Source organism: Arthrobacter oryzae (genome assembly GCF_037911235.1).
GTDB classification, from domain to species: Bacteria; Actinomycetota; Actinomycetes; order Actinomycetales; family Micrococcaceae; genus Arthrobacter; species Arthrobacter oryzae_E.
The window spans coordinates 50,416-72,371 of record NZ_JBBLYW010000017.1 but is presented as its reverse complement, the minus strand read 5'-3'; the positions used below and the strand labels follow the sequence as shown (position 1 = coordinate 72,371).

Below are 21,956 nucleotides of genomic sequence, written 5' to 3'. Positions count from 1 at the left end.
CGCCGTCGCCGGATGCGGTTCCCGGGTCCGGCCTAAGGCACCGGACTGGGTGCGGACGCCTTGGTATCCGCTGCCACCGCAGGCGAAGCCGTGGGGACAGCCGCGCTTTCAGCAGCAGGTCCGACGCGCTTCCCGCCCTTCGAGCCCCGGCGCCCGCCGGACCTCCCGTACACGAGGTACATCGTGAGCCCGGTGATGACCATCAGCAGCACCGTGTAAACGAAGGTGTTGGAAACGCCGTCAACGCCTTCTGCGCCGTCCGTGTTGGCCTTGATGACGAGGCCCAGCGGCTGGACCAGCGGGTGCGCCAGGAAAATGGCGGTGTCGTAGTCGTCAAGCATGCTGTTGAAGTTAAGCGCTGCGATGGCCGCAGCGGCGGGCAGGACCAGGGGGAGCAGGATGCGCCGGAACACATAGATTGTCCTCGCTCCCATGATGGTTGCCGCCTCCTCCAGGGAGGAGTTGACCGAAGCAAACGATGCCTTGAGCATCCTGAGCGTGAACGGGATCTTCACCGTGACAAACGCGATCAGGAGGATGACAGTGGTCCCGGTCAGGACGGCGCCGCCCACCAGCGGGTTCGGGTGGTCGTAGCTGATGATCAGCCCCAGTGCCAGCAACGCCGACGGCAGGATCCAGGGGATGTGCAGCAGGTACTCGAACACGGCGGTCACCCAGTTTTTGTGTTTCTGCAGGATCCGCGCCACGAAGAGCAGGCCGCCGACGGCGATGACCGCAGCAAGTGCGCTGTAGATGATGCTGATGACAAAAGGCCTCAGGCCCGAGGGCTGGGTCAGCACACGCACATAGTTGTCCACGGTGAGGCTGCCCAGCGAAAGCTGACCGGTCTGGATGGCGGCGCCGTCGGCGAATGAAAACAGCACAATCAGGACCACCGGCAGGGTGTACACCGCGAACAGCAGGTACGCGGCCGCGTGGACGGCAACGTTGGCTGCCGGGTTGGTGATCTTCTGCTTCTGCAGCGCGGAGGAAACCTTGGATACCGAAAAGTAGGTCCCGCCCTTTTCCAACCGCGACATCACTGCGAGCATCAGGATGGTGGCTACGCCCAGAATGACGGCCAGCAGCGCCGCCAGATCCCGGGAGGTGGGGCTGTTGGTGAACGTGAGGATCATCGGGGTGATGGTCTGGAAGTCGCGTCCGCCAAGGACCTGGGGCGCGCTGAGCGCCCCCAGCCCGGTCAGGAAGGACAGGATGGTGACGGCAAAGAGCGTGGGCTTGAGCATGGGCAGCACGATGCGGCGAAGGATGGTCCAGGTGGACGCGCCGAGGTTTCGGGCCGCTTCGATGGTCTGGTAGTCCACGCCTTTGAGGGCGTTCGCAACGAAGAGCATGTGGTTGGTGGTGGTGGCGAACGTCATGACCGCCAACACGGCGAAGAATCCCGAAAACCAGCCGGGGTCCATGCCTGGAAATACGTTCAGCAGGAAGACCGTGACGATTCCCTTGTCGCCGTAGATGAACTTGTAGCCCGCCGCCAGCACGATGCCGCCGTAGATGAAGGTGGTGGCGTAGCCCAGGAACAGGACCATGGAACCGCGGATCTTGAAGTAGTGGGTGACCAGGACGATGAAGATTCCCACCACGTTCACCGTGATGGACAGTGCCACCGCCAGCAGGAAGCTGTTGCCCAGGGACTTCATGGCGCGCTGTGAAGAGAGGAGCTTCTCCGCCGCCCGGCCTGAAAAGGCTCCGTCCGGGAAGAACGTTTCGATCAGCACGTTTGCGTTGGGCCAGACGAGGAAGGCTGCGATGAACCATGTCAGGACTGTTCCCGCGATGAGGATGAACGGGGAACGGAGCATGCTCCTGGCCGGGGTGCCGCTCATCGCAGGGCCGCCGCCTGGTCCGCCGCTCCCTGGCCCGCCGTTCCCTGGCCCTGCGGGGCAAGGGACGCGCCGGTGTCCGGGTGGTACTGCAACACATGGTCCGGCTGCACATACACAGTGGTCTGCGCACCCGCTTCGGGATGCAACCCGCCGTCTTCCTTGACCAGAAGCCGGATTTCGGCGCCGTGGCTCTCCACCACGTAGCGGCTGTGGAGGCCGTGATAGGTGCGGGACGCCACCTTTCCGGGAAGCCCGACGGCGGTGCCCCCAACCGCTTGACCGCCGGCGGGTGGCGCCAGTGATGCCTTTTCCACCCGCAGGTAGGAATTGGCCGCCGTGCTGAGGTCCGCGTCGGAGAGCCGGTTCAGTTCACTGACGAACTCCGTGGTCAGGGTGGAACTGTCGCCAATGAAATTGCACACGAATTCGGTGGCCGCGTGGTCATAGATATCCTGTGGAGTGCCCACCTGCTCAACCACGCCCTTGTTGAACACGGCCACGCGGTCACTCATGGCCAGCGCTTCGTCCTGGTCATGCGTCACGTACACGGTGGTGATGCCGAACTCGCTCTGCAGGTCCTTGAGCTGCTGCCGGAGCTGGTGCCGCAGCTTGGCGTCGAGGTTTGACAGCGGCTCGTCGAGCAGCAGGATCTTGGGCCGCAGCACCAGGGCGCGGGCAACTGCCACACGCTGCTGCTGGCCGCCCGAAAGCTCCGCCACGTTCTTGTCCAGCTGTTCATCGCTGAGTTCCACCCGGCGCGCGATATCGCGCACCAGGCGGTCACTCTCGGCGGACTTCTCCTTCCGGACGCGCAGGCCGAAGGCGATGTTTTCCCGGACGCTCATGCTGGGGAACAAAGCGTAGTTCTGGAAGACCATCCCCACTTGGCGCTTATCGCTGGGAAGGCGCGTGACGTTCTTGCCGTCCACATGGACGGTTCCCGCGGACGGCTCGATGAAGCCGGCCAGCGTCCGGAGCGCCGTCGTTTTGCCGCACCCTGACGGGCCCAGCAGCGTGAAGAATTCACCCGGTTGGACGTGGAGGTCCAGATGCGGGATGGCAATGAAATCGCCAAAGGAAACTTCGATGTTGTCCAAGCGGATCATGGGAAACCTGTCTGGTGGGACTGTTGGGGCAGGGGCAGGGCTACGTCATGTACTCGAGCTCGATCTTCTCCACCCACGAGCCCATGTTTTCCTGGACGAAGTTCCAGTCGATGTCCTGCTGCTTGAGGCCGTTGAAGAACTCCACCACCTCCGGTTTGGCCTTGGCGGCGGCGCTCTTGTTCACCGGCATGGAGTTGAACTGCAGTGCAAACTCACCTTGGACGTCGGCACTGCCGAACCAATCGATGAACTTTTGGGCCTGTTCCTTCTTGTCCGTGCCCTTCACGAGGGCGATCTGTTCCACCGCGAGGGGCACGCCGACTGACGGAACCACCGTTTCTACGTTCACCTTGAAGGACTTCTCGCGTTCAGCCACGATCGACGACGGCATCTGCCCCATGTCCACTTCCCCCGACGCGATGCGGGCAAAGAGGTCGGTTTTCGCTACGGCCGGGCTGCCGTTCTTGAAATACTGCTCCACCTGCTGCCAGCCCTCGTCGGAGATGCCCAGATCGCCGGACTCGTCCTTATAGCGGGAGAGGATGCCGGCGAACACCAGCTGCGCCGTGGCTGTCCCGAGCCCGGTGACCCGCTCATAGCGCGTCTTGAACTCGTCCTTGGACCAGAGGTCCGTCCAGTCCTTTGGCGCCTGCTCCGGGGTGATCTTGTCCGAGTTGTAGCCGAGCAGGATGGCCTGCTTGACCAGCGGCCAGTAAGCCTTGTCGTCGCCGCTGTCTGCGAGCGAGGCGTCCACTTCGCCGGCCCAGGCCGGTTCATACGCCTCGATGGCATCGGCTGCCTTGACCTGCGCGAAGTACATGTTGTTGAGGCCGAAGGCGACGTCCGCAATCGGGTTGTTCTTCTCGGCGATGAGCTTGTTGGTTGCGTCGGCACCTCCGGCGCCCACGATCTCAATCTTGAAGCCGGCTTCCGCTGCCTTCTTCGTCACCCACTCGCCGCGGCCCTCACCGTTGGAGTTGGTGTACACAACCAGCGTGTCGCCGGAGGCCCCGCCGGTGGAAGGAGTTCCCGATGTTTCGGGCGTTGCGGAGCCGGCACCGCAGCCGGCCAGGAGGGTAACGGCGACGACTGCGGCGACCATAGTTTTGAGCTTGTGCACGATTGAGACTCATTTCTGAACTGGAACCGGAGCATGGTCCGGCAAGCCTATAGCGGCTCATGCCGATTAGGGCCTTTTATAGCTATCGATTCGATAAACTACTTGGCCTCGGCGTTCGAGTCTGGTCTGGGCGCCCTAACGGTGTGGGCCCACGGCTTTAACGCGCGATGAACTTCCGGAGTCCCGGAAGTGCGCTCTCAGTCCTGTTCCAGGGTCTCCGTCAGGTGGTGCGTGGGGATGCGGTCGCGGTCGTACGTGATCTCGGTGTAGCCATGGGGTTCGGGCTTGCCGTGCAGGTTGAGGTTCACGAACACGATTTCCTCAATGGTGAGGATGCTCTGCCGCGTGATCATGTTCCGCACCTCGGCACGCATGGTCAGGGATGTCCGGCCGAACCGGGTGGCAGTCAGCCCCATCTCAATCAGGTCGCCCTGCACCGCCGAGCTGACGAAATTGATTTCGGAAATGTATTTGGTGACGGCCCGGCCATTGCCTAGCTGCAGGATGGCGTAGATGGCCGCTTCCTCGTCAATCCACTTCAGCAGGCTTCCGCCGAACAGGGTGCCGTTCGCGTTGAGGTCTTCAGGCCGCACCCATTTGCGGGTCCGGAAAGTGATGTCTGCCGATTCCATAGTGCGAGATTAGCCCACGGCGGCCCGGCCACCGCACTGTGACGGACGACGGCGGCAGGTGCCTGCCGCCGTCGTCCGTCCTGATTGCCGTCGCGGCCCGACTTCCGGACTCCAGGCGGCCGCCTCAGGCCATTGCCGTGTGCGCAGCGCTGTGCGAATCGATCTTCTTGGCGTAGCAGTACGAGTGCTCCACCCCGATGTAGGGTCCGAAGTTTGGCACTTCGCCGAAGCCGCAGCTTTGGTAGAAGTTCCTGCCGTCCGGCTGGGCCGAACCTGCCTCCGCGGTTATCGATGTGACGCCCATGCCGTAGGCGTGCGCCTCCAGCGCGGCGAGGATTGAGCTCGCGACGCCCGAGCCGCGGGTGTAAGGGAGGACGTACAGTCGCTTGATCTCCGCCGTTGTCGAGTCCAGCATCCGCAGGCCGCCGCAGCCCACCGGCTGGCCCGAGCTCTTCTCGTAAGCCACCAGGAAAACGGCGGTGTCCGCTTCCGACGGCGGTGGTCCGGGTTCATGGTCTTTCGTGCCGAAGCGGGCATCCAGTTCCGCCTGCTGGGCTGCACGGAGGTCGGCGCCCACAGGGTTGGCCCACGTGACTTGCCTGATGTTGAGACGGGGGTTGGTCTGCATCACTGCCTCGATTCGCCGAAGGGTTATGCAAAACAAGCCTATGAGGGGGCCGTTTCCGCGGTGTTTCCTGCGCGTAAGCGTCCGGAGAACAGGCCAGCGGCAGGTGGCATCAGGTAGGAAGACAGACTAGCTATCAGATCGACTAGGATAATTCAATGGCTTTGAACAGCAGTGCCGGGTCCGGCTATTGGTACGGCGCCGACGGACAGTTCGACCATAGCGCCGCCGTCCTGCAGGCCCTGCGTGAATACCGCCATGCCGAGGTCGCAACCCGGCGGTCCGCCAGGGACTCGATGGGCATGGGGGAGACCGACATCCTGGCACTCCGCTACCTGTTGCGTGCGAAGGCGGCGAACCGGTCCGTCGTTCCCAAGGACCTCAGTATGTTCCTGGGTATCACCAGCGCCTCCACTACCTCGCTGATTGACCGTCTGGTGGGTAGCGGCCACGTTCGGCGTGAGCCCCACCCTACGGATAGGCGATCGCTCATCGTTGTCCCCACGGTGGAATCCGATACTGAAGTGCGCGCAACCCTGGGGGACATGCACCGCCGGATGATGGCGGTCGCGGAGGAGTTGACGGTCGAAGAAGCCGGCGTCGTCGTCACGTTTCTCCAGCGCATGCGCGAGGCAATCGAGCCACATCCCGATTCCCCGCCGAACGGCACCCCTCTCCCCTAAGTAGCTGCCTCCTCCCCTAAGTAGCTAGACAGACTAGTTATATTGTCTAGTTATATGTATGCTTACTATTCGGATTCTTTCGATGGTCGGCATAAGGAGTTGCGTTCACTTGGTGGCTGTTACCGGGATTGACGGGCAGGACCAGCGGACCTGGCTGGCGGTGGCGCCCTACGGTTCCCGGCTGGAGTACGGCCCTCTCTCCGACGGGACCGGCACAGCGGGCTATCCGCCCGAACACTGCGGCGTTGCCATGGAGTGGTCCACGCCCGCCGCGCGGACCATGGCCGCGTATTCCTACGATGCTGGCGAAGCCTTGGTTGACTTGCCCGACGTGTGGCGGTGCTTTTGCGGATTCCAGCTGGACTCCTGGGTCAACGTGGTGCCCGCCGCCGGCCTGCTGGCCGATGTCAGCCAATCGTGACGGGGAGGGACGCGCCTCAGTTCCGGGAAATATGGGATGAACATTCGGTCGCGCGCTACCTCCTCAATGAGCGTATCGGCATCGGCGCCACTGCCGAGGTGTTCCGTGGTGCCGACCGGCGGGATGGCCGTCCCGTCGCCATCAAAGTGGCTGCACTCGCGGATGACCGGCACCGGGAGCGGCTAGCTGCTGAAGCCGCTCTGATGGCGGGGGTGCGGCACCCGGCACTCGTGAGGTTCATTGATCAGGGAACTGCAGCACGGGACTCTCAGTGGGCGGGCCGCGCCTTCCTCGTACAGGAACTGGTGTACGGAAGCAGCCTGGCGGAGAGGATTCGCTCGGGTCCCACCCCCGGAGATGAAGTCGCGCCGTGGGCGGTGGGGCTCCTGTCCGGGTTGCGGCATCTCCATGCTCGCGGGATTGTGCACCGCGACATCAAGCCTGGAAACCTGCTGCTCAGCCATCTGCGCAAATGTCCCGTCCGGATTGTCGACTTCGGCATAGCCGCGCCCGCGGGGACCAAGCCCGAGGCGGGGACGTCGTCCGGCACGGTGCAGTACATGAGCCCGGAGCAGGCCGGCGGCGGGATGGTCCGGCCGGCGGATGACATCTATGCCCTGGGCCTGGTGCTGCTCGAATGCCTTACGGGAGTCAAAGCTTTTCCCGGGACTGCCATCGAGTCCCTCATCGCAAGGACTCAGCGGAGCGCTGCCGTGCCCCGGCATCTCGGCGCGCCATGGGAATCGCTGCTGACATCGATGACGGCCATGCACGCGGCCGACCGCCCGACGGCGCTGGAGGCCACGGCTGAGGCCGCCATGCTGCTGCAGCGGCCACATCCGCTTCGCCGGCGCGTTGCCGCACGCTCGGGCAGCTACTGCTAGGCCGGCCTGCCCGTGGGATCTCCGGCGGTGGGGTCGGCCAAGGTCAGCCCGCCCACCGGGCTGTCGTCCCAGTGGATGAGCTTCCAGCCGTCGTCGGGATCGCCTTCCAGCGCCACAATGCCGGTGTTGTTCAGAACGTGCTTTGAGGCAAAGTCCGGTTCGATATTGACTGCCCGCAGCCCTGCCCACACCCGGATCGCAGCACCGTGGCTGACCACGGCAACCGCCCCGGAGTCCCCGATTCCGTTTGCCCGTTCCGCCACCGCGGCGATCGCGGCGTCATAACGGCCGAAGAAGTCCCGTCCACTGGGGCCCGCAGGCATCCGCCGGTCCAGGTCGCCGTCGGCCCAGGAAAAGATGGTGCCCAAGTATCGTTTGTGCGATTCGTGGTCTGTCAGCTTTTCAAGCGCTCCGGCTTCGATCTCGTGGATGCCTTGAATGACCTCGGTGTCCAGCCCGTGCAGCCGGGCAAGCGGCGCAGCGGTGATCTGGGTCCGGACCAGGGTGGAGGCGTAAAGCGTGTGGATCCGCTCATTCGCCAGGGCGCGGGACAGTGCCTCCGCCTGGTGTTCGCCGAGTTCCGTCAGTCCCGGCCCCGGGTGCGCGGTGTCCAGCTGGCCCAGGACGTTGCCGGGGGTCTGGCCATGGCGGATGAGCAGGAGCCTCACTTGAGGTGGTCCACCAGCTGGTCCGCGATGCCCGTGTACTTGCCCGGAGTCAGGGCCAGCAGCCGGGCTTCGGCCTCCGCGGAGAGGCCGAGGCTTTGCACGAACTCCTGCATCCGGGCCGCATCAACGCGCTGTCCGCGCGTCAGGTCCTTGAGCCGCTCGTAGGGGTTTTCCATCCCTTCGACGCCGGCAATCGCCTCGGCGCGCATCACCATCTGGATGGCCTCGCCCAGAACCTCCCAGTTGGTGTCAAGGTCGGCCGCCAGGACGTCCTCGGCCACGTCCAGGCGCTCCAGGCCTTTGGCCACGTTGGAGATGGCCAGGAGGGAGTGGCCGAACGCCACGCCGATGTTGCGCTGGCTGGAGGAGTCGGTGAGGTCGCGCTGCCAGCGGGAGGTCACCAGCGTGGAACCGAGGACGTCCAGCAGGCCGGAGGAGATTTCCAGGTTGGCCTCGGCGTTCTCGAAGCGGATCGGGTTGACCTTGTGCGGCATGGTGGAGGAACCCGTGGCGCCCGCCACCGGGATCTGCGCGAAGTAGCCGATGGAGATGTAGCTCCAGATGTCCGTGCACACGTTGTGCAGGATCCGGTTGAATCGGGCGACGTCGGCGTATAGCTCTGCCTGCCAGTCGTGGCTTTCGATCTGGGTGGTCAGCGGGTTCCAGGTCAGGCCCAGGCCTTCGACGAAAGACCTCGCGACCTGCTGCCAGTCAGCGCCCGGGACAGAGGCCACATGGGCGGCGTACGTGCCGGTGGCCCCGTTGATCTTGCCCAGGTATTCAGTCGCGCCAATGCGGTCCAGCTGGCGGGTCAGGCGGTGGGCGATGACGGCCAGTTCCTTGCCCAGCGTGGTGGGGGTGGCGGGCTGGCCATGCGTGCGGGAGAGCATGGGCACACTGCGGTTGTCGTCGGCCATCTTGCTGATCTGGGCGACCAGGGCGCGGGCGGCGGGCAGCCACACATCCTCCACAGCACCCTTGACGCCCAGGGCGTAGGAAAGGTTGTTGATGTCTTCCGAGGTGCAGCCGAAGTGCACCATGGCGGTCAGCCGCTCAATGCCGATGGCCGGGAGCCTGCGGCCGATGTAGTACTCCACAGCTTTGACGTCGTGCACCGTCACGGCCTCGATGTCGGCCAGCTCGGTGACCGATGCGGCGTCGAATTCCGTGACAATCGCACGGAGCTGGTCCTGCTGATCCTGCGTCAGCGGGCCGGCGCCCGGAAGCACGCTGTTGCTGGTCAGGTGGATGAGCCATTCAACTTCCACGGCCACACGGTCACGGTTCAGGGCAGCTTCGGACAGGTAATCCACCAGGGGAGCGACGGCGGACTGGTAGCGGCCGTCCAGCGGGCCGAGGGCAATCTTGTCCGGCGACGCGGCAAGCGCCAGGCGTCCGGAAGGCGTACGGGTGTCAGCTGTGGCGGCAGTTTCAGGCATGCCCTGATTCTTTCACGAAGTCGCGCCGCCCCTTAAGCGCGGGGTCCGTGTGACTTTTCCTCACCAGGCCGGAGGCTCCCGGGGGGCCTTTCGTTGTCCACATAGCCGACGGCGGCGGTTCCGGAGAGGCAGTCCCGCTACGTAGCGTCGTCATCACCAAACAGGCCCAGACAAATACAGTCAGGAGAGTCGAATGAGCGGCAGTTTCACTGTGGCAGATGCCAACGCGTGCGCTTCGCGGAGCTTCGAGGTGCAGCAGTTGGCCTGGCGGGTTGCAGAGTTCGCCTACCGCCTCGATGCCTCGATGCTCAGGTTCCGCGGGGTTGAGCTGTCGGAGTGGCAGTCGCCTGCCGGGCAGGCCTACCGTACTGCCGTCTCCCTGCAGGCGGCTGCCCTGGGCCGCGCGCGGGAGCGGCTCATGGCGGCCTCCGAGGCGGTGCTCCGCCATTCACAGCAGGTCCCCGTCTCATCACAGCGGACGCCGGGCGGAGGCTACTGATGGCCGAGGCCACACCGTCCGGAGGCGGCGGCGAGCTGGGGCCGCTGGAACTGGCAACTGACGGGAATATGCGGATCCGCGGCGGTGTGGGCGGAATCCGCTTCCAGTTGGAGGAACTCATGGCGGGTGTGGCCGAGCTGAACGGCATGGCTGACGAACTTGCCGCCGTCGAGATCGGAGTGTGGCGGATCTGGGAAGAGCTTTGTCCCTACCAGTACGATCCGCGCCCCAGCGGAACAGCAGCACTTATCGCGGTGGGTGAAGGTGGCCAATCAGTACGTGCCGTCAGGGAAGACCTCCAGCACCTCAGCGACCAGGTCCGCGCAAGCCACGGCGACTACGAAAGGGCGGAGGCCCTTTCGGCCGCGGGGTTCCGGCTTCCGCAGGACGGGTGGTCGTTCCTGCCCTTGTTGTTCGTGGATCTTACCCAGGCAAATTACCCCAGCCGTGATGCAGCGGAGGCCCTCGCGCTGCCGGTGTCAATCGGGCTGCTGACCACGATTGCGAAGGAGGACCTCGCCCGGGCCATGGCCGCAGAGCTGGCCGCAGGGCGGTACATGTCAGCAGCGGGTCCCGTCCTTCGCCGGTTGGCGGAGAACTATCTCCCGCAGTTGAAACCCCGGCCGGTCACCGCGGTGGAGGAACTGACGCGCGACGTCGACGTAGACACCTCCCCGGCGGGCCTGCTCGCCCGGCTCCGGGAGCTGGATGCGGCCGGGCACGGAACAATAGAAGTGGTTCAGGTCGAGAACGGCGGGCGCAAGGCATTCATCGTCATTGTCCCCGGCACGCAGCCCACGGATCCGCCCGGCGGAGTGAACCCGCTGGATAAGGCAGGAATTGTCGAGGCATTGGGATACGGCTCGGAGCAGCTCAATGCCGCTGTAACTTCGGCCTTGCACCAGGCCGGGGCCTCCAAGGGTGACCAGGTAGTGGCCGTGGGCTACAGCCAGGGCGGCGCTCATGCGATGAACCTCAGCAGCGACAAGGCGTTCCTCGCCGAATTCGACTTGAAATATGTACTGACAGCAGGTTCACCGGTGGGCGGGATTACCCCGGCAGCCGGAATCACGTCCCTCCACCTCGAACACCGCCAGGACTGGGTCCCCGGCAGCGACGGAATTCCGAACGCGGACACCCGGGACAGGGTCACCGTCACCTTAACGGACAGGGTGGTCACGCCCGACGGCAAAGACCCCGGGCTCGGACCCGGCCACAACCTGGAAAATTACGAGGAGGGGGCCAGGGCCGTGTCGGCGAGTGTAGACCCCTCACTGGTCGCGAATACGGCAGTCCTGGCGGGCGTTCTGGGTGCCGGCGGTGCAGGGACAGCCACTCGTTTCGCCGTGCACCGTGAGCCGCAGGTTACGACCGCCCGTCAGCCGGGCTCGCCGTCGTCGGGTGCGGCCCGTTGGGTTGCACGCTAGCCGCCCTACCGGCGGACGCCGGTAATCTTGCCGGCCACAAGGGAAACCACCGTGATGATGATGGCTGCAAGCAGCGCGGTCCAGAAGAAGGAATCGATGGTGAAGTGGACGGGGGTGTAGCTGCTCAGCCACGAGGTCAGGTACAGCATCGCCGCATTGATGACGATGGTGAACAGCCCAAGCGTCAGGATGGTGATTGGCAGGGACAGCAGGCTAACGATTGGCCGCACCAGGGCATTGACCAGGCCGAAGATCAGGCCAATGAACAGGTAGGCAAGAACTATGCCCAGCGGATCGGTTCCCTGCGTAACGCCGCCCTGGGCAACGGCTTCCGTCGTCGCGGTAGTGGAGATGTCCAGGCCGGGCAGGATCCAGCTGGCAATCCAGAGAGCAAGTCCGTTGATGAGAACCCGCACGATGAAAGAAAACATGGCCCCATGCTTTCACACGGGAAAGGAAAGCGGCAGGAGCGGAGAAGTAGGCTAGTTGGCATGACTTCACCAGAGAACCCCGCCGGGGGAATCAGGCCCCGCCCGGTCGTGGACAGGCTTCCGCGCTATGCTGCCGGCAAGCCTCCCGCTGCAGTCGAGGGCCTTGCCAGTTACAAGCTGTCATCCAACGAGAACCCGCTTCCGCCCATCCCTGCAGTGTTGCAGGCCATCGCGGACCAGACGGACTTCAACCGCTACCCCGATCCCCTGAGCAGCAAGCTCCGGGGGGCGCTCTCCGATTTCCTGCAGGTTCCGGCCGAAGACATCGTCACCGGTGCGGGCAGCCTGGGGGCACTGAACCAACTGCTTGTGACCTTCGCCGGACAGAATGACGACGGCAAGGCCGACGAAGTCATCTACGCCTGGCGTTCTTTTGAGGCCTACCCCATCTGCGTAGGGCTCACCGGAGCCGAGAGTGTCAGGATCCCGCTTACAGCCGACGGCCGCCACGATCTTGATGCCATGGCAGCGGCCGTAACCGCGCGGACCAAAGTCATCCTGCTGTGCACGCCCAACAATCCCACCGGACCCATCCTGGAATCCGAAGAAACCGAACGGTTCATCCGGTCCGTCCCCTCGGATGTCGTCATCGTCATTGATGAGGCCTACCAGGAGTTCGTGCGCGCCCCGCACGCCGTGGACGGGATCGAGATGTACCGGAAATATCCGAACGTGGTGGTTCTGCGCACGTTCTCGAAGGCCCACGGGCTGGCCGGCCTTCGCGTTGGCTACAGCGTCTCCAACCCGGACCTCACGCAGCATCTACGAGTAGCTGCCACGCCTTTCGCCGTATCCCAGATCGCCGAGCGGGCAGCTGTCACTTCCCTGCAGAACTTCAGCCAGGTTGTAGAAAGGGTACAAAGCCTGGTGGATGAGCGCGACCGCGTCACGGCCGGACTGCGCGACCTCGGCTGGTTCGTTCCGGTCGCCCAAGGCAACTTCGTGTGGCTCGATCTGGGCGAAAACAGTGCGGAATTCGCAGCGTTGGCGGGAGAACGCGCCCTGTCCGTGAGGGCATTCGGCAATGAGGGCGTCCGGGTGAGCATCGGCGAGGCGGAAGCGAACACCCGTTTCCTCGAGCTCTGTGCGGACTATACAAAGCCGCCACGGCGTTCCTAGCGCTTAACATAACCCCCGGCCTCCGCCTACTGCGGATAAAGTAAGGGACAGTAAGCCAAAATATATGCCGGATCAGGAATGTATTCCCGATTCGGCATATATCCCAGCGAGATTGCGACGCTATTGATGAGCGGCAAGCAAGGAGACGGTATGGGCGCCACACATCTGCCCGCTACCGAGTTCGACGGAACCGGGGTAGACGATCAGCTCGAGGCGGAAGCCGAGGCCGCACTGGGTGAACCTCCCGCCCGGATGGTCCAGCTTCTGGGGCCGGACGGCGCCCTGGGCGAGGACCCGGTTTTCTCGCCCTACGCCCGGCGGCTCGACGCCGAAAAGCTGCGGGGCTTCTACGCGGACATGGCCGCCATCCGGCGGTTTGACCAGGAGGCGACCGCGCTCCAGAGGCAGGGCCAGCTGGCCCTGTGGGTTCCCCTGACCGGCCAAGAGGCGGCCCAGATCGGTTCGGGACGGGCCAGCCAGCCGCAGGACTACATTTTCCCCACCTACCGCGAGCACGGTGTCGCCCTGACGCGCAACGTTGACCTGGCCGAGTTGCTGCGCCAGTTCCGCGGTGTCTCCAACGGTGGCTGGAATCCGAAGGACACCAACTTCCATTTGTATACCCTGGTCCTGGCGGCGCAGACCCCGCATGCCGTCGGCTACGCCATGGGCATCCAGCGGGACCAGAAGCTTGCGGCCGCCAACGCCACCCCGGGCCAGCCGCAGGAGGCGAAGGCCGCCGTCATGGTTTACTTCGGCGACGGCGCCAGCTCCGAAGGCGACGTTCACGAGTCCATGGTGTTCGCCTCGTCATACAACGCGCCGGTGGTCTTCTTCTGCCAGAACAACCACTGGGCCATCTCAGTGCCCAGCACCGTGCAAACCCGCGTCCCGCTGGCCGACCGCGCCAAGGGCTACGGCTTCCCGGGCATCCGCGTGGACGGCAACGACGTCATAGCGGTCCACGCCGTGACGGAGTGGGCCCTGGAACGCGCCCGTGAAGGAAAGAGCCCGGTGCTGATCGAGGCCTTCACGTACCGGGTGGGTGCCCACACCACCGCCGACGATCCCACGAAATACCGCGGCTCCGAAGAAGAGGCGCAGTGGCGGGCGAAGGACCCCCTCGAACGTCTCGAGAAGTACCTCCGGGCCGAGGGACTGGCTGACGACGCCTTCTTCGCCAAGGTCAAGGCCGACGGCGATGAGCTCGCCGCGTATGTCCGCAAGACCACCCACGACCTCGAAACCCCGGACATCCGCACGGCGTTCGCCAATACCTATGCCGAGGCCCACCCGCTGGTGGCCGAAGAACTGGCCTGGTTTGAGGAATACAGTGCAGGATTTGCTGACGAATCAGAGACAGTAGAGGCAAACGCCGCCGAGGCAAAGACAGACGGGGCAGCCAACCGATGACCACCATGACCATCGCCAAGGCCATCAATGAAGGCCTCCGCGCAACGCTGAACAACAACCCCCGTACGCTGCTCATGGGGGAGGACATCGGTCCGCTCGGCGGTGTCTACCGGGTCACCGACGGACTGATCGGCGAATTCGGCCCCGACCGCGTGGTGGACACTCCGCTGGCAGAGTCCGGGATCATCGGCACAGCGATCGGACTTGCCCTCAGCGGCTACCTGCCGGTCTGCGAAATCCAGTTCGACGGCTTCGTTTTCCCGGGCTTCAACCAGATCACCACCCAGCTGGCCAAGATGCACTCGCGCAGCAACGGCAACCTCACGGTGCCCGTTGTCATCCGTATCCCGTACGGCGGCGGCATAGGTTCCATCGAACACCACTCGGAGTCCCCGGAAGCGCTGTTCGCCCACACCGCCGGACTGCGCATCATCACCCCGTCCAACCCGCACGACGCCTACTGGATGATCCAGCAGGCCGTCGACTGCCAGGACCCCGTGATCGTCTTCGAACCGAAGCGGCGCTATTGGCTCAAAGGCGGGGTCGATACCGAATCGCCCGGCCCCTCGGGTGACCCGTTCAAGGCCCATGTCCTGCGCGAAGGCACAGACGCCACCGTGGTGGCTTACGGCCCGCTGGTGCCGGTTGCCCTGGCCGCTGCCAGCGCCGCCGCCGAGGACGGCCGCAGCGTAGAGGTGATCGACCTGCGATCCATCTCGCCGATCGATTTCGACACCGTCACGGACTCCGTCAAGAAGACGGGCCGGCTCATCGTGGCCCATGAGGCACCGACATTCGGCGGCATCGGCGGCGAAATTGCGGCCCGCGTCAGCGAACGGGCGTTCCTGTCCCTCGAAGCCCCGGTGATCCGGGTGGGCGGCTTCCACATGCCCTACCCCGTGGCCAAGGTGGAAGAGGACTACCTGCCGGACATCGACCGCATCCTCGAGGCGCTGGACCGCGCCCTTGCCTACTGACAACCGCGTTCTGAAGACTCCCTACTGACGGCCGTTGCCAAACCGACGCCTTCCAAACCGAGGACCCCATGACTGTAAACAAGTTCAACCTCCCCGATGTGGGCGAAGGACTCACCGAGGCCGAGATCGTTTCGTGGAACGTCAAGCCCGGCGACAGCGTCGCGGTCAACGACATCCTGTGCGAAATCGAAACCGCCAAGTCCCTCGTGGAGCTGCCGTCCCCGTTTGCGGGCACGGTCACCGAGCTGCTCGTCCCCACGGGCGTGACGGTCGACGTCGGCACACCGATCATCAGCGTGAGCGACACCGTGACCGGTGATCCTACGCCCGCGGATGCGCCCGTTCCGCCAGCCCCCGCAGCAGCGGCGCCGGCTCAGCCAGCTCCCGGCACGGCTGCGGCCCCCTTGGTGGGGTCGGGTCCCAAGGCCGACGCCGTCAAGCGCCGCCCGCGCAAGTCATCACCTTCCCGTGCGGAGCCGGCGGCGTCGGCGGCAACTCCTTCAGCAGTGATCGGGCTCGTTCCGGTGGTGGAGCCTGTCGAGACGCAGGGCATCTGGATCAGCGCCGGCGCGCCGTCCACGGCCGACGCCGGGGACGTCGCCGCGGCCCCCGGGGAAGCTGCGGGACGGCCTACGCTTGGCGGCACCATCAGCGGCCTGGTGAACCGGGTCCTGGCCAAACCTCCGGTGCGGAAGATCGCCCGGGATCTAGGGATCGACCTCGCTGACGTGGTGCCCACCGGCGCGCGCGGCGAAGTTACCCGCGAGGACCTGGTCAGCTATCAGGCCCAGCGCGACGCCGAAGTGGACAAGGCGGACACCTTCTGGGGCAGGTCCGGCCGGCCGCAGGAACAGCGGATCGAGCGGATTCCAGTGAAGGGAGTCCGCAAGGCCACCGCCAGGGCCATGGTGGAGTCCGCGTTCGCCGCACCGCACGTGAGCATCTTCGTGGATGTCGACGCCAGCCGCACCATGGAGTTCGTCAAGCGGCTCAAGGTCTCGCGCGACTTCGAGGGCATCAAGGTCTCGCCGCTGCTGATCCTGGCCAAGGCCGTGATCTGGGCTGCCGCCCGCAACCCCAGCGTTAACGCCACATGGGTGGACAGTGCCGACGGCAGCGATTCGGCCGAGATCCACGTCAAGCACTTCATGAACCTTGGCATCGCGGCGGCAACGCCGCGCGGCCTGATGGTGCCCAACATCAAGAATGCCCAGGACCTCTCGCTCAAGGAGCTGGCCCTGGCGCTCAATGACCTGGCCATCACGGCCCGCGCCGGAAAGACCCAGCCTGCCCAGATGCAGGGCGGCACCTTGACGGTCACCAACATCGGCGCCCTGGGCATCGACACCGGCACACCGATCATCAACCCGGGTGAGGTGGCGATCGTGGCCTTCGGCACCATCAAGCAGAAGCCGTGGGTCCTGGACGGCGAGGTCATTCCGCGCTGGATTACCACCCTGGGCGGGTCGTTCGACCACCGGGTGGTGGACGGCGACCTGTCTGCCCGCTTCATGGCCGATGTCGCGGCGATCCTTGAGGAGCCAGCCCTCCTGCTGGATTAGGCCCCTGCGAGCAGGACCAAGCCGGAGCAGAAACCAAGGGAACCCCGCCGCTGTCAGCGACGGGGTTCCTTTTGCGTCTGTTGTGCCAGCCGAAGGGGGCGGCCTAGTAGGCGGGGTAGTTCGAGAGCATCTGGGCGAGGCCGGGATCGGCCGTCATTCCGCTCAGGCCCACTGCCGCAGCGATCATCGCGCCGGAAAAGCCGGTGACGCAGGCTGTGACGACTGCGAAGAATTTCCAGTCATCGCGCATGACGCTGCGGATGGTTTCCGGCAGGTTCAGGCCGGGCGCAATCAGGTTGGGGGCGGTGTCGGTGGAACCGTCGTCGAGGAACGCGATCACCCGGTCGTTGGCCCGGTCCACACGCATCGTGCTGATGTGGTTGCCGTGGCGGGCAAGAAGGATGTCGTGGCCTACCAGCTGGCGGCGCTGAAGCGTCAGCATATTATTCCCCTGAAGTCGTCGGTACTCGGATGTCCGCACCATCGAGCACCCTCTAATTTTATCGGTGCAAACCGCGTGATTCCGCCGAAAAACGGGTGAGACTGCCCACCCGGGGGAGTGACGCCGGTCAAGCCGGGGACGCTCCCTCCTTGACACGCCGAACTAGAGTTGCACCAGCTGCCGCCGCCACCCGCCGCCAGCTGCTGGAGCAGATCAAAGGAGATGTTGCGTGTTTTCAAGCCCTTTCCCGGACGTGGTCATTCCGGACCAGAGCATTTACGAGTACCTCTTCGGCGGCCTCACGGAAGCGGACCTGGACCGAACCGCCGTCGTGGACGGCGCGAGCGGCGCGGGAACAACCTACAGGCAGCTGCTGGAGCAGATCGACGCGGTAGCGGGGGCCGTGTCCGAACGCGGATTGGGCCCGCACGGCGTTGCCGCCATCCTCTGCCCCAATATCCCGGCGTTCGCTTCCGTGTTCCACGGCCTGCTCCGCGCCGGCGCCACCGTCACCACCGTCAACTCGCTCTACACCGCCGATGAACTGACGCATCAGCTGCGGGACGCCTGCGCCGGCTGGCTGTTCACGGTGTCCGCGCTGCTGCCTGCGGCCGAGGAGGCCGCCGAACGCGCCGGAATTCCGGCGGATCGGCTGGTGGTGCTCGACGGCGCCCCGGGTCACCCTTCGCTGAAGGACCTGCTCACCGCCGGTGCACCGGTCCCGGTTTTTTCCCTGGACCCGGCGACCCATGTGGCGGTTCTGCCGTATTCATCCGGGACCACCGGGCGGCCCAAAGGCGTCAAGCTCAGCCACCGCAACCTCGTGGCCAACGTGGAACAATCCCGGGGGCTGCTGAAGGTGACGGACCAGGACAGACTGCTCGCCCTGCTGCCGTTCTTCCACATCTACGGGCTGACCGTCCTGCTGAACCTGGCCCTCCGGGAACGGGCCTGCCTGGTCACCATGCCCCGCTTCGATCTTGCCGAGTTCCTCCGCATCATCCAGGACCACAAGTGCACCTACCTGTTTATCGCCCCGCCGGTGGCCGTGGCACTGTCCAAGCACCCCCTCGTTGCCGAGTACGATCTCAGCTCGGTCCACACCACGCTCTCGGGCGCCGCGCCGCTGGACGGCGAGCTCGGTGCGGCACTTGCGGAACGTCTTCGCTGCCGGGTGCTGCAGGGCTACGGGATGACGGAGATGAGCCCGGTATCGCACCTGATCCCGGTGGACGACCCGGATGTTCCGGTGAGCTCGGTGGGCTTCACCGTGCCCAACATGGAATGCCGGCTGGTGGACCCTGCCACGGGGGAGGACATTGACATCCCGGCGGACGGCACCAGCGCCCCGGGGCATCTGCTGTGCCGGGGACCGAACGTTATGCTCGGCTACCTCAACCGCCCGGAGGAAACCGCAGACACCCTGGACGCGGACGGTTTCCTGCACACCGGCGACATCGCGACAGTCCGGGCCGACGGCGTGGTGACCATCGTGGACCGGCTCAAGGAACTGATCAAATACAAGGGCTACCAGATCGCGCCTGCGGAATTGGAGGCCCTGCTGCTGACGCACCCCGGCATCGCGGACGCCGCCGTGATCGGGACGCCCGACGCCGACGGCCAGGAAGTCCCGTTGGCTTTCGTTGTGCGTCAGCCGGGCAACGCGGGACTGTCGCTCGACGAAGCCGGCGTCATGGATTTCGTTGCGGGCAAGGTGGCACCTTTCAAGAAGGTCCGGCGAGTGGAGTTCATCGATGCCGTGCCCAAGTCCGCCTCCGGGAAGATTCTGCGCAGGCTGCTTAAGACGCCCTAGTCCTGGGACGCCCTAGTCGGCGTCGGTCTTGGCGATGTAAACGTCGCACGGCGCATTGTGGGCCACGCTGTTGGCGACGCTGCCCAGCACCCGGCCAAGCCCGCGCATCCGGCGGTTGCCCACCACGATCATGCGGGCGTCGAAGCGCTCGGCTTCCTTGATGAGGGCTTCCGCCGGTTTGCCGCGGGCTGCCGAGTAGGTGACCTTGAGGTCTTCCGTGCTCAGCCGGGCCGCGACGTTCTTGGCCACCTTCTCGGCGTCCCCGGCGTCGGAGACAATCCAGCGGTCGCTGCCGCTGCCGTACACTTCGGTGCGGTCACTATCGAAGGCTGTGACCACGTGGAGCGTTGCCCCCAATGATGCGGCCAGTCCCCGCGCCGTTTCGGCGGCCCGCATTGCAGTCTCGCTGCCGTCAACACCGACAACAATTATTCCGGTCATGCTCCAGCTCCTAAGGGATCGGTCAGCCTCATGAAAGTGCCCGGCTGCATGCAGCTATGACTCAGGCTACAGCGCCGCGATGGCGTCCCGCAGTACCGGCGCGAGCCGCCGCACGCCCTCCGCGATGGCCTCCGGAGGAACGGCACTGAAAGCGAGGCGCAGTTTGTTGGACGGTTCGTCCGACGGCGTGAACGCAGCACCCGGAATGAACACTACGCCCGCGTCGATCGCCTTGCGCAACAGCGGGTATGTGTCCACCCCCTCGGGGAGGGTCACCCAGACGAAAAAGCCGCCTTCGGGCCGGGTCCAGCTCAGTCCCTCCGGCATGTACTCCGACAGGGCGGCCAGCATGGCCTGGCAGCGTTCGGCGTAGAGCCCCCGGTAGGTTTCGATCTGCCCTTTCCAGTCGTAGTCCCGCAGGTAGGCGGAGACCAGCATCTGGTTCAGCGTCGACGGGCAGAGCGTCACGGCCTCGGAGGCCAGGTAGTAGCGGCGCTGGAGGTGCGCCGGCACCAGGGCCCAGCCGATCCTCAGGCCGGGGGCGAAGATTTTCGAGAACGAGCCCATGTAGATGACGTCGTCCGGGTTGGCAGCCCGCAACGGCGCCAGCGGTTTGCCGTCGAAGCGCAGCAGGCCGTAGGGGTTGTCCTCCAGGACCAAAATATTCGCGTTGCGGCATATGTTAACAATCTCCTGCCGCCGTTCCTCCGCGAGGGTGATGCCGGACGGATTGTTGAAATTGGGGATCGTGTACAGGAATTTGATGTTCTTCCCGGCCGTCTGGAGGGCTGCTACCCGGGCTTCCAGGAGGTCCGGAACCAGGCCGTGCTCGTCCATGGGGACGGTGGCCACCTCCACCTGGTACGCCTCAAACGTGTTGAGGGCGCCCACGTAGGTCGGGTCCTCTACCAGCACCACGTCGCCGGGATCGCAGAACACCTTGGTGGCCACGTCCTGGGCGGACTGGGATCCTGCGGTGACCACCACGTTCCGGGGATCTGCGTCGAGGATTCCCTCTGCCGCCATCACCTCGCAGATCTGGGTGCGGAGTTCCTCGGTACCTTGGCCGGTGCCGTACTGGAGGGCCGTCATGCCCTGTTCCGCAATGATCTTCGCGGCTGTCTGGCCCAGCCGTTCCAAAGGCAGCGACTGCAGGTACGGGCTGCCGCCGGCCAACGACACAAGGCCCGGGCGCAGGGAGATGTCGAAGACATCGCGGACCGCGGACTGCTTGATGTTTGCTGCGCGCTCCGAGAACAGTTCGTCGTGGCGGTGGGCGGACGTTGCCGCGCGTTCGATTGCGTCAATTGCTTCGGCCGGCAGGACATCGGCGGCGGCGTCAAGTGTTTCGTGGGTCACATCCACAGGATACAGCCTTGTGTTGTCAATGAGGCAACGGATGTTGACACAATTTTCCCGGATGTCCGGCGGAGGGTCGAAGTTGCTTTACCTTCAACGGCGCAGGGCATGGAATAGAGCCATGACAACGAACAGTCAGACCGGATCCCTGGCCGCCTCCTTCCACGCACTCCACGAGGGCGCCGCCCCGTTGGTCCTGGTGAATGTCTGGGATGTGGCGTCCGCCCGCCTCGTGGAGGAAGCGGGGGCGACGGCGCTGGCCACTTCCAGTTCGGCCCTCTCGTGGAGCCTGGGCTTTCCGGACGGCAACCACCTGCCGCGGGAACTCGCCATGGCGGCCGTTCGCCGGATCGCGGCATCCACGGCCCTGCCCGTTACAGCTGACATTGAAGCCGGCTATGCGCACGTTGGCGGCGGGTTTGATGACGGCGAGCTGCGCGAAACCGTCCGCGCTGTCCTTGCCGCCGGGGCGGTCGGCGTGAATTTCGAGGACTCCGGCGAGCAGCCGCTGACGGACGTTGACGAGCAGGCGCGCCGCATCGCCGTCGTCCGCCGCACAGCGGAGGAAGAAGGGGTTGACCTGTTCATCAACGCCCGCACGGACACCTACCTGTCCGGCCGTTTCGCGGAGACTGCCTTTACGGAAACCCTCGGCCGCGCGGAGGCATACCTTGCCGCCGGGGCCAACGGAATATTCGTGCCCGGGGTGCAGGACCTGCACGTGCTCCACGACCTTTCGCGTCAGATTGCCGCCCCCTTGAACGCGCTTGCCGGCCTGGGGGCTCCGTCCGTGGGGGAACTGCACGACGCCGGCGTCCGTCGGATCAGCATCGGTGGCAACACGGCGAAGGCTGCTTATGCCACCGTGTCCCGGGTGGCCCAAGACGTGCTCGGCGACGGCAACTGGTCCGAGCTCGCCGGTGCCCGCAGCCACGACGCCATGGACGATCTGTTCCGGCGTAGCTGATCTGACCGCGTTCCCGCA

General features: G+C 65.1%; 22 protein-coding genes. 11 read left to right on the top strand and 11 right to left on the bottom strand.

Translation table 11 applies throughout. The features are described from left to right. Positions 1-32: 32 nt before the first annotated feature. From WMN78_RS05300 to WMN78_RS05280, 5 genes are all read right to left on the bottom strand, one after another. Positions 33-1,850, bottom strand: coding sequence for an iron ABC transporter permease (locus WMN78_RS05300; protein WP_340532467.1), 1,818 nt, complete (start codon positions 1,848-1,850; stop codon positions 33-35). After that, a complete protein-coding gene (locus tag WMN78_RS05295) occupies positions 1,847-2,956 on the bottom strand; it encodes an ABC transporter ATP-binding protein (RefSeq protein ID WP_340532466.1) in 1,110 nt (369 codons plus the stop codon). Before WMN78_RS05295 ends, WMN78_RS05300 begins: the two co-directional genes overlap by 4 nt. A 40-nt stretch (positions 2,957-2,996) precedes the next feature. Beyond that, entirely contained in the window at positions 2,997-4,058 is a 1,062-nt protein-coding gene (locus tag WMN78_RS05290; protein ID WP_425341117.1) for an extracellular solute-binding protein, read from the bottom strand. Between the two features lie 215 nt (positions 4,059-4,273). Next, positions 4,274-4,708 (bottom strand): acyl-CoA thioesterase, encoded by a 435-nt coding sequence (locus WMN78_RS05285; RefSeq protein WP_340532464.1) that lies wholly within the window; start codon positions 4,706-4,708, stop codon positions 4,274-4,276. A 124-nt stretch (positions 4,709-4,832) separates the two neighbouring features. Further along, a complete protein-coding gene (locus tag WMN78_RS05280; protein ID WP_340532463.1) occupies positions 4,833-5,336 on the bottom strand; it encodes a GNAT family N-acetyltransferase in 504 nt (167 codons plus the stop codon). A 155-nt stretch (positions 5,337-5,491) separates the two neighbouring features. Between WMN78_RS05280 and WMN78_RS05275 the strand changes: the two genes are divergently transcribed. From WMN78_RS05275 to WMN78_RS05265, 3 genes are all read left to right on the top strand, one after another. Further along, on the top strand, positions 5,492-6,016 hold the full coding sequence (locus tag WMN78_RS05275) for a MarR family winged helix-turn-helix transcriptional regulator (RefSeq protein WP_340532462.1): 525 nt from the start codon (positions 5,492-5,494) through the stop codon (positions 6,014-6,016). A 109-nt stretch (positions 6,017-6,125) separates the two neighbouring features. Then, a complete protein-coding gene (locus WMN78_RS05270; RefSeq protein ID WP_340532461.1) occupies positions 6,126-6,437 on the top strand; it encodes a hypothetical protein in 312 nt (103 codons plus the stop codon). Further along, positions 6,434-7,321 (top strand): serine/threonine-protein kinase, encoded by an 888-nt coding sequence (locus WMN78_RS05265; RefSeq protein ID WP_340532459.1) that lies wholly within the window; start codon positions 6,434-6,436, stop codon positions 7,319-7,321. The genes WMN78_RS05270 and WMN78_RS05265 overlap by 4 nt, the downstream gene beginning before the upstream one ends. On the opposite strand, the gene WMN78_RS05260 is transcribed toward WMN78_RS05265, so the two are convergent. Both WMN78_RS05260 and purB read right to left on the bottom strand, forming a co-directional pair. Next, positions 7,318-7,989 (bottom strand): histidine phosphatase family protein, encoded by a 672-nt coding sequence (locus WMN78_RS05260; protein WP_340532458.1) that lies wholly within the window; start codon positions 7,987-7,989, stop codon positions 7,318-7,320. The genes WMN78_RS05265 and WMN78_RS05260 overlap by 4 nt on opposite strands. Continuing rightward, the gene (gene purB / locus WMN78_RS05255; protein WP_340532457.1) at positions 7,986-9,428 is read right to left on the bottom strand and encodes an adenylosuccinate lyase; all 1,443 of its coding nucleotides are present in this window, start codon (positions 9,426-9,428) and stop codon (positions 7,986-7,988) included. The genes WMN78_RS05260 and purB overlap by 4 nt, the downstream gene beginning before the upstream one ends. 193 nt (positions 9,429-9,621) lie before the next feature. Between purB and WMN78_RS05250 the strand changes: the two genes are divergently transcribed. Beyond that, positions 9,622-9,927: a hypothetical protein gene (locus WMN78_RS05250; RefSeq protein ID WP_340532456.1), complete on the top strand. Its 306-nt coding sequence runs from the start codon at positions 9,622-9,624 to the stop codon at positions 9,925-9,927. After that, positions 9,927-11,354: a hypothetical protein gene (locus WMN78_RS05245; RefSeq protein WP_340532455.1), complete on the top strand. Its 1,428-nt coding sequence runs from the start codon at positions 9,927-9,929 to the stop codon at positions 11,352-11,354. Before WMN78_RS05250 ends, WMN78_RS05245 begins: the two co-directional genes overlap by 1 nt. A gap of 5 nt (positions 11,355-11,359) precedes the next feature. Here WMN78_RS05245 and WMN78_RS05240 read toward each other — a convergent pair whose 3' ends face one another. After that, positions 11,360-11,785: a phage holin family protein gene (locus WMN78_RS05240; RefSeq protein ID WP_340532454.1), complete on the bottom strand. Its 426-nt coding sequence runs from the start codon at positions 11,783-11,785 to the stop codon at positions 11,360-11,362. A 60-nt stretch (positions 11,786-11,845) separates the two neighbouring features. Between WMN78_RS05240 and WMN78_RS05235 the strand changes: the two genes are divergently transcribed. The 4 genes from WMN78_RS05235 (at position 11,846) to WMN78_RS05220 (ending at position 16,916) form a co-directional block, all read left to right on the top strand. After that, positions 11,846-12,964 (top strand): histidinol-phosphate transaminase, encoded by a 1,119-nt coding sequence (locus WMN78_RS05235; RefSeq protein WP_340532453.1) that lies wholly within the window; start codon positions 11,846-11,848, stop codon positions 12,962-12,964. A gap of 150 nt (positions 12,965-13,114) precedes the next feature. Then, the gene (pdhA, locus tag WMN78_RS05230) at positions 13,115-14,377 is read left to right on the top strand and encodes a pyruvate dehydrogenase (acetyl-transferring) E1 component subunit alpha (protein WP_340532451.1); all 1,263 of its coding nucleotides are present in this window, start codon (positions 13,115-13,117) and stop codon (positions 14,375-14,377) included. Next, complete coding sequence (locus WMN78_RS05225) at positions 14,374-15,354, top strand: alpha-ketoacid dehydrogenase subunit beta (RefSeq protein WP_340532450.1); 981 nt, start codon at positions 14,374-14,376, stop codon at positions 15,352-15,354. Before pdhA ends, WMN78_RS05225 begins: the two co-directional genes overlap by 4 nt. Positions 15,355-15,422: 68 nt before the next feature. After that, complete coding sequence (locus WMN78_RS05220; protein WP_340532449.1) at positions 15,423-16,916, top strand: dihydrolipoamide acetyltransferase family protein; 1,494 nt, start codon at positions 15,423-15,425, stop codon at positions 16,914-16,916. 103 nt (positions 16,917-17,019) lie between these two features. Here WMN78_RS05220 and WMN78_RS05215 read toward each other — a convergent pair whose 3' ends face one another. Next, positions 17,020-17,358, bottom strand: coding sequence for a hypothetical protein (locus WMN78_RS05215; RefSeq protein ID WP_340532448.1), 339 nt, complete (start codon positions 17,356-17,358; stop codon positions 17,020-17,022). 229 nt (positions 17,359-17,587) lie between these two features. Between WMN78_RS05215 and WMN78_RS05210 the strand changes: the two genes are divergently transcribed. Next, on the top strand, positions 17,588-19,171 hold the full coding sequence (locus WMN78_RS05210) for an AMP-binding protein (protein ID WP_340532447.1): 1,584 nt from the start codon (positions 17,588-17,590) through the stop codon (positions 19,169-19,171). Between the two features lie 12 nt (positions 19,172-19,183). Here WMN78_RS05210 and WMN78_RS05205 read toward each other — a convergent pair whose 3' ends face one another. Together WMN78_RS05205 and WMN78_RS05200 are read right to left on the bottom strand one after the other, a co-directional pair. Next, complete coding sequence (locus tag WMN78_RS05205; RefSeq protein WP_340532446.1) at positions 19,184-19,612, bottom strand: universal stress protein; 429 nt, start codon at positions 19,610-19,612, stop codon at positions 19,184-19,186. Between the two features lie 66 nt (positions 19,613-19,678). Further along, positions 19,679-20,971, bottom strand: a complete 1,293-nt coding sequence (locus WMN78_RS05200; RefSeq protein ID WP_340532445.1) for a PLP-dependent aminotransferase family protein — start codon at positions 20,969-20,971, stop codon at positions 19,679-19,681. 121 nt (positions 20,972-21,092) lie between these two features. Here WMN78_RS05200 and WMN78_RS05195 point away from each other — a divergent pair, with 121 nt between their 5' ends. After that, complete coding sequence (locus WMN78_RS05195; protein WP_340532444.1) at positions 21,093-21,938, top strand: isocitrate lyase/phosphoenolpyruvate mutase family protein; 846 nt, start codon at positions 21,093-21,095, stop codon at positions 21,936-21,938. Positions 21,939-21,956: the final 18 nt, after the last annotated feature.

What these genes read in the sequence shown, in the direction of transcription:
- WMN78_RS05300 (WP_340532467.1), bottom strand. Translation starts at nt 1,850, where the DNA reads ATGAGCGGCACCCCGGCCAGGAGCATGCTCCGTTCCCCGTTCATCCTC.
- WMN78_RS05295 (WP_340532466.1), bottom strand. Translation starts at nt 2,956, where the DNA reads ATGATCCGCTTGGACAACATCGAAGTTTCCTTTGGCGATTTCATTGCC.
- WMN78_RS05290 (WP_425341117.1), bottom strand. Translation starts at nt 4,058, where the DNA reads ATGGTCGCCGCAGTCGTCGCCGTTACCCTCCTGGCCGGCTGCGGTGCC.
- WMN78_RS05285 (WP_340532464.1), bottom strand. Translation starts at nt 4,708, where the DNA reads ATGGAATCGGCAGACATCACTTTCCGGACCCGCAAATGGGTGCGGCCT.
- WMN78_RS05280 (WP_340532463.1), bottom strand. Translation starts at nt 5,336, where the DNA reads ATGCAGACCAACCCCCGTCTCAACATCAGGCAAGTCACGTGGGCCAAC.
- WMN78_RS05275 (WP_340532462.1), top strand. Translation starts at nt 5,492, where the DNA reads ATGGCTTTGAACAGCAGTGCCGGGTCCGGCTATTGGTACGGCGCCGAC.
- purB (WP_340532457.1), bottom strand. Translation starts at nt 9,428, where the DNA reads ATGCCTGAAACTGCCGCCACAGCTGACACCCGTACGCCTTCCGGACGC.
- WMN78_RS05250 (WP_340532456.1), top strand. Translation starts at nt 9,622, where the DNA reads ATGAGCGGCAGTTTCACTGTGGCAGATGCCAACGCGTGCGCTTCGCGG.
- WMN78_RS05245 (WP_340532455.1), top strand. Translation starts at nt 9,927, where the DNA reads ATGGCCGAGGCCACACCGTCCGGAGGCGGCGGCGAGCTGGGGCCGCTG.
- WMN78_RS05240 (WP_340532454.1), bottom strand. Translation starts at nt 11,785, where the DNA reads ATGTTTTCTTTCATCGTGCGGGTTCTCATCAACGGACTTGCTCTCTGG.
- WMN78_RS05235 (WP_340532453.1), top strand. Translation starts at nt 11,846, where the DNA reads ATGACTTCACCAGAGAACCCCGCCGGGGGAATCAGGCCCCGCCCGGTC.
- pdhA (WP_340532451.1), top strand. Translation starts at nt 13,115, where the DNA reads ATGGGCGCCACACATCTGCCCGCTACCGAGTTCGACGGAACCGGGGTA.
- WMN78_RS05225 (WP_340532450.1), top strand. Translation starts at nt 14,374, where the DNA reads ATGACCACCATGACCATCGCCAAGGCCATCAATGAAGGCCTCCGCGCA.
- WMN78_RS05220 (WP_340532449.1), top strand. Translation starts at nt 15,423, where the DNA reads ATGACTGTAAACAAGTTCAACCTCCCCGATGTGGGCGAAGGACTCACC.
- WMN78_RS05215 (WP_340532448.1), bottom strand. Translation starts at nt 17,358, where the DNA reads ATGCTGACGCTTCAGCGCCGCCAGCTGGTAGGCCACGACATCCTTCTT.
- WMN78_RS05205 (WP_340532446.1), bottom strand. Translation starts at nt 19,612, where the DNA reads ATGACCGGAATAATTGTTGTCGGTGTTGACGGCAGCGAGACTGCAATG.
- WMN78_RS05195 (WP_340532444.1), top strand. Translation starts at nt 21,093, where the DNA reads ATGACAACGAACAGTCAGACCGGATCCCTGGCCGCCTCCTTCCACGCA.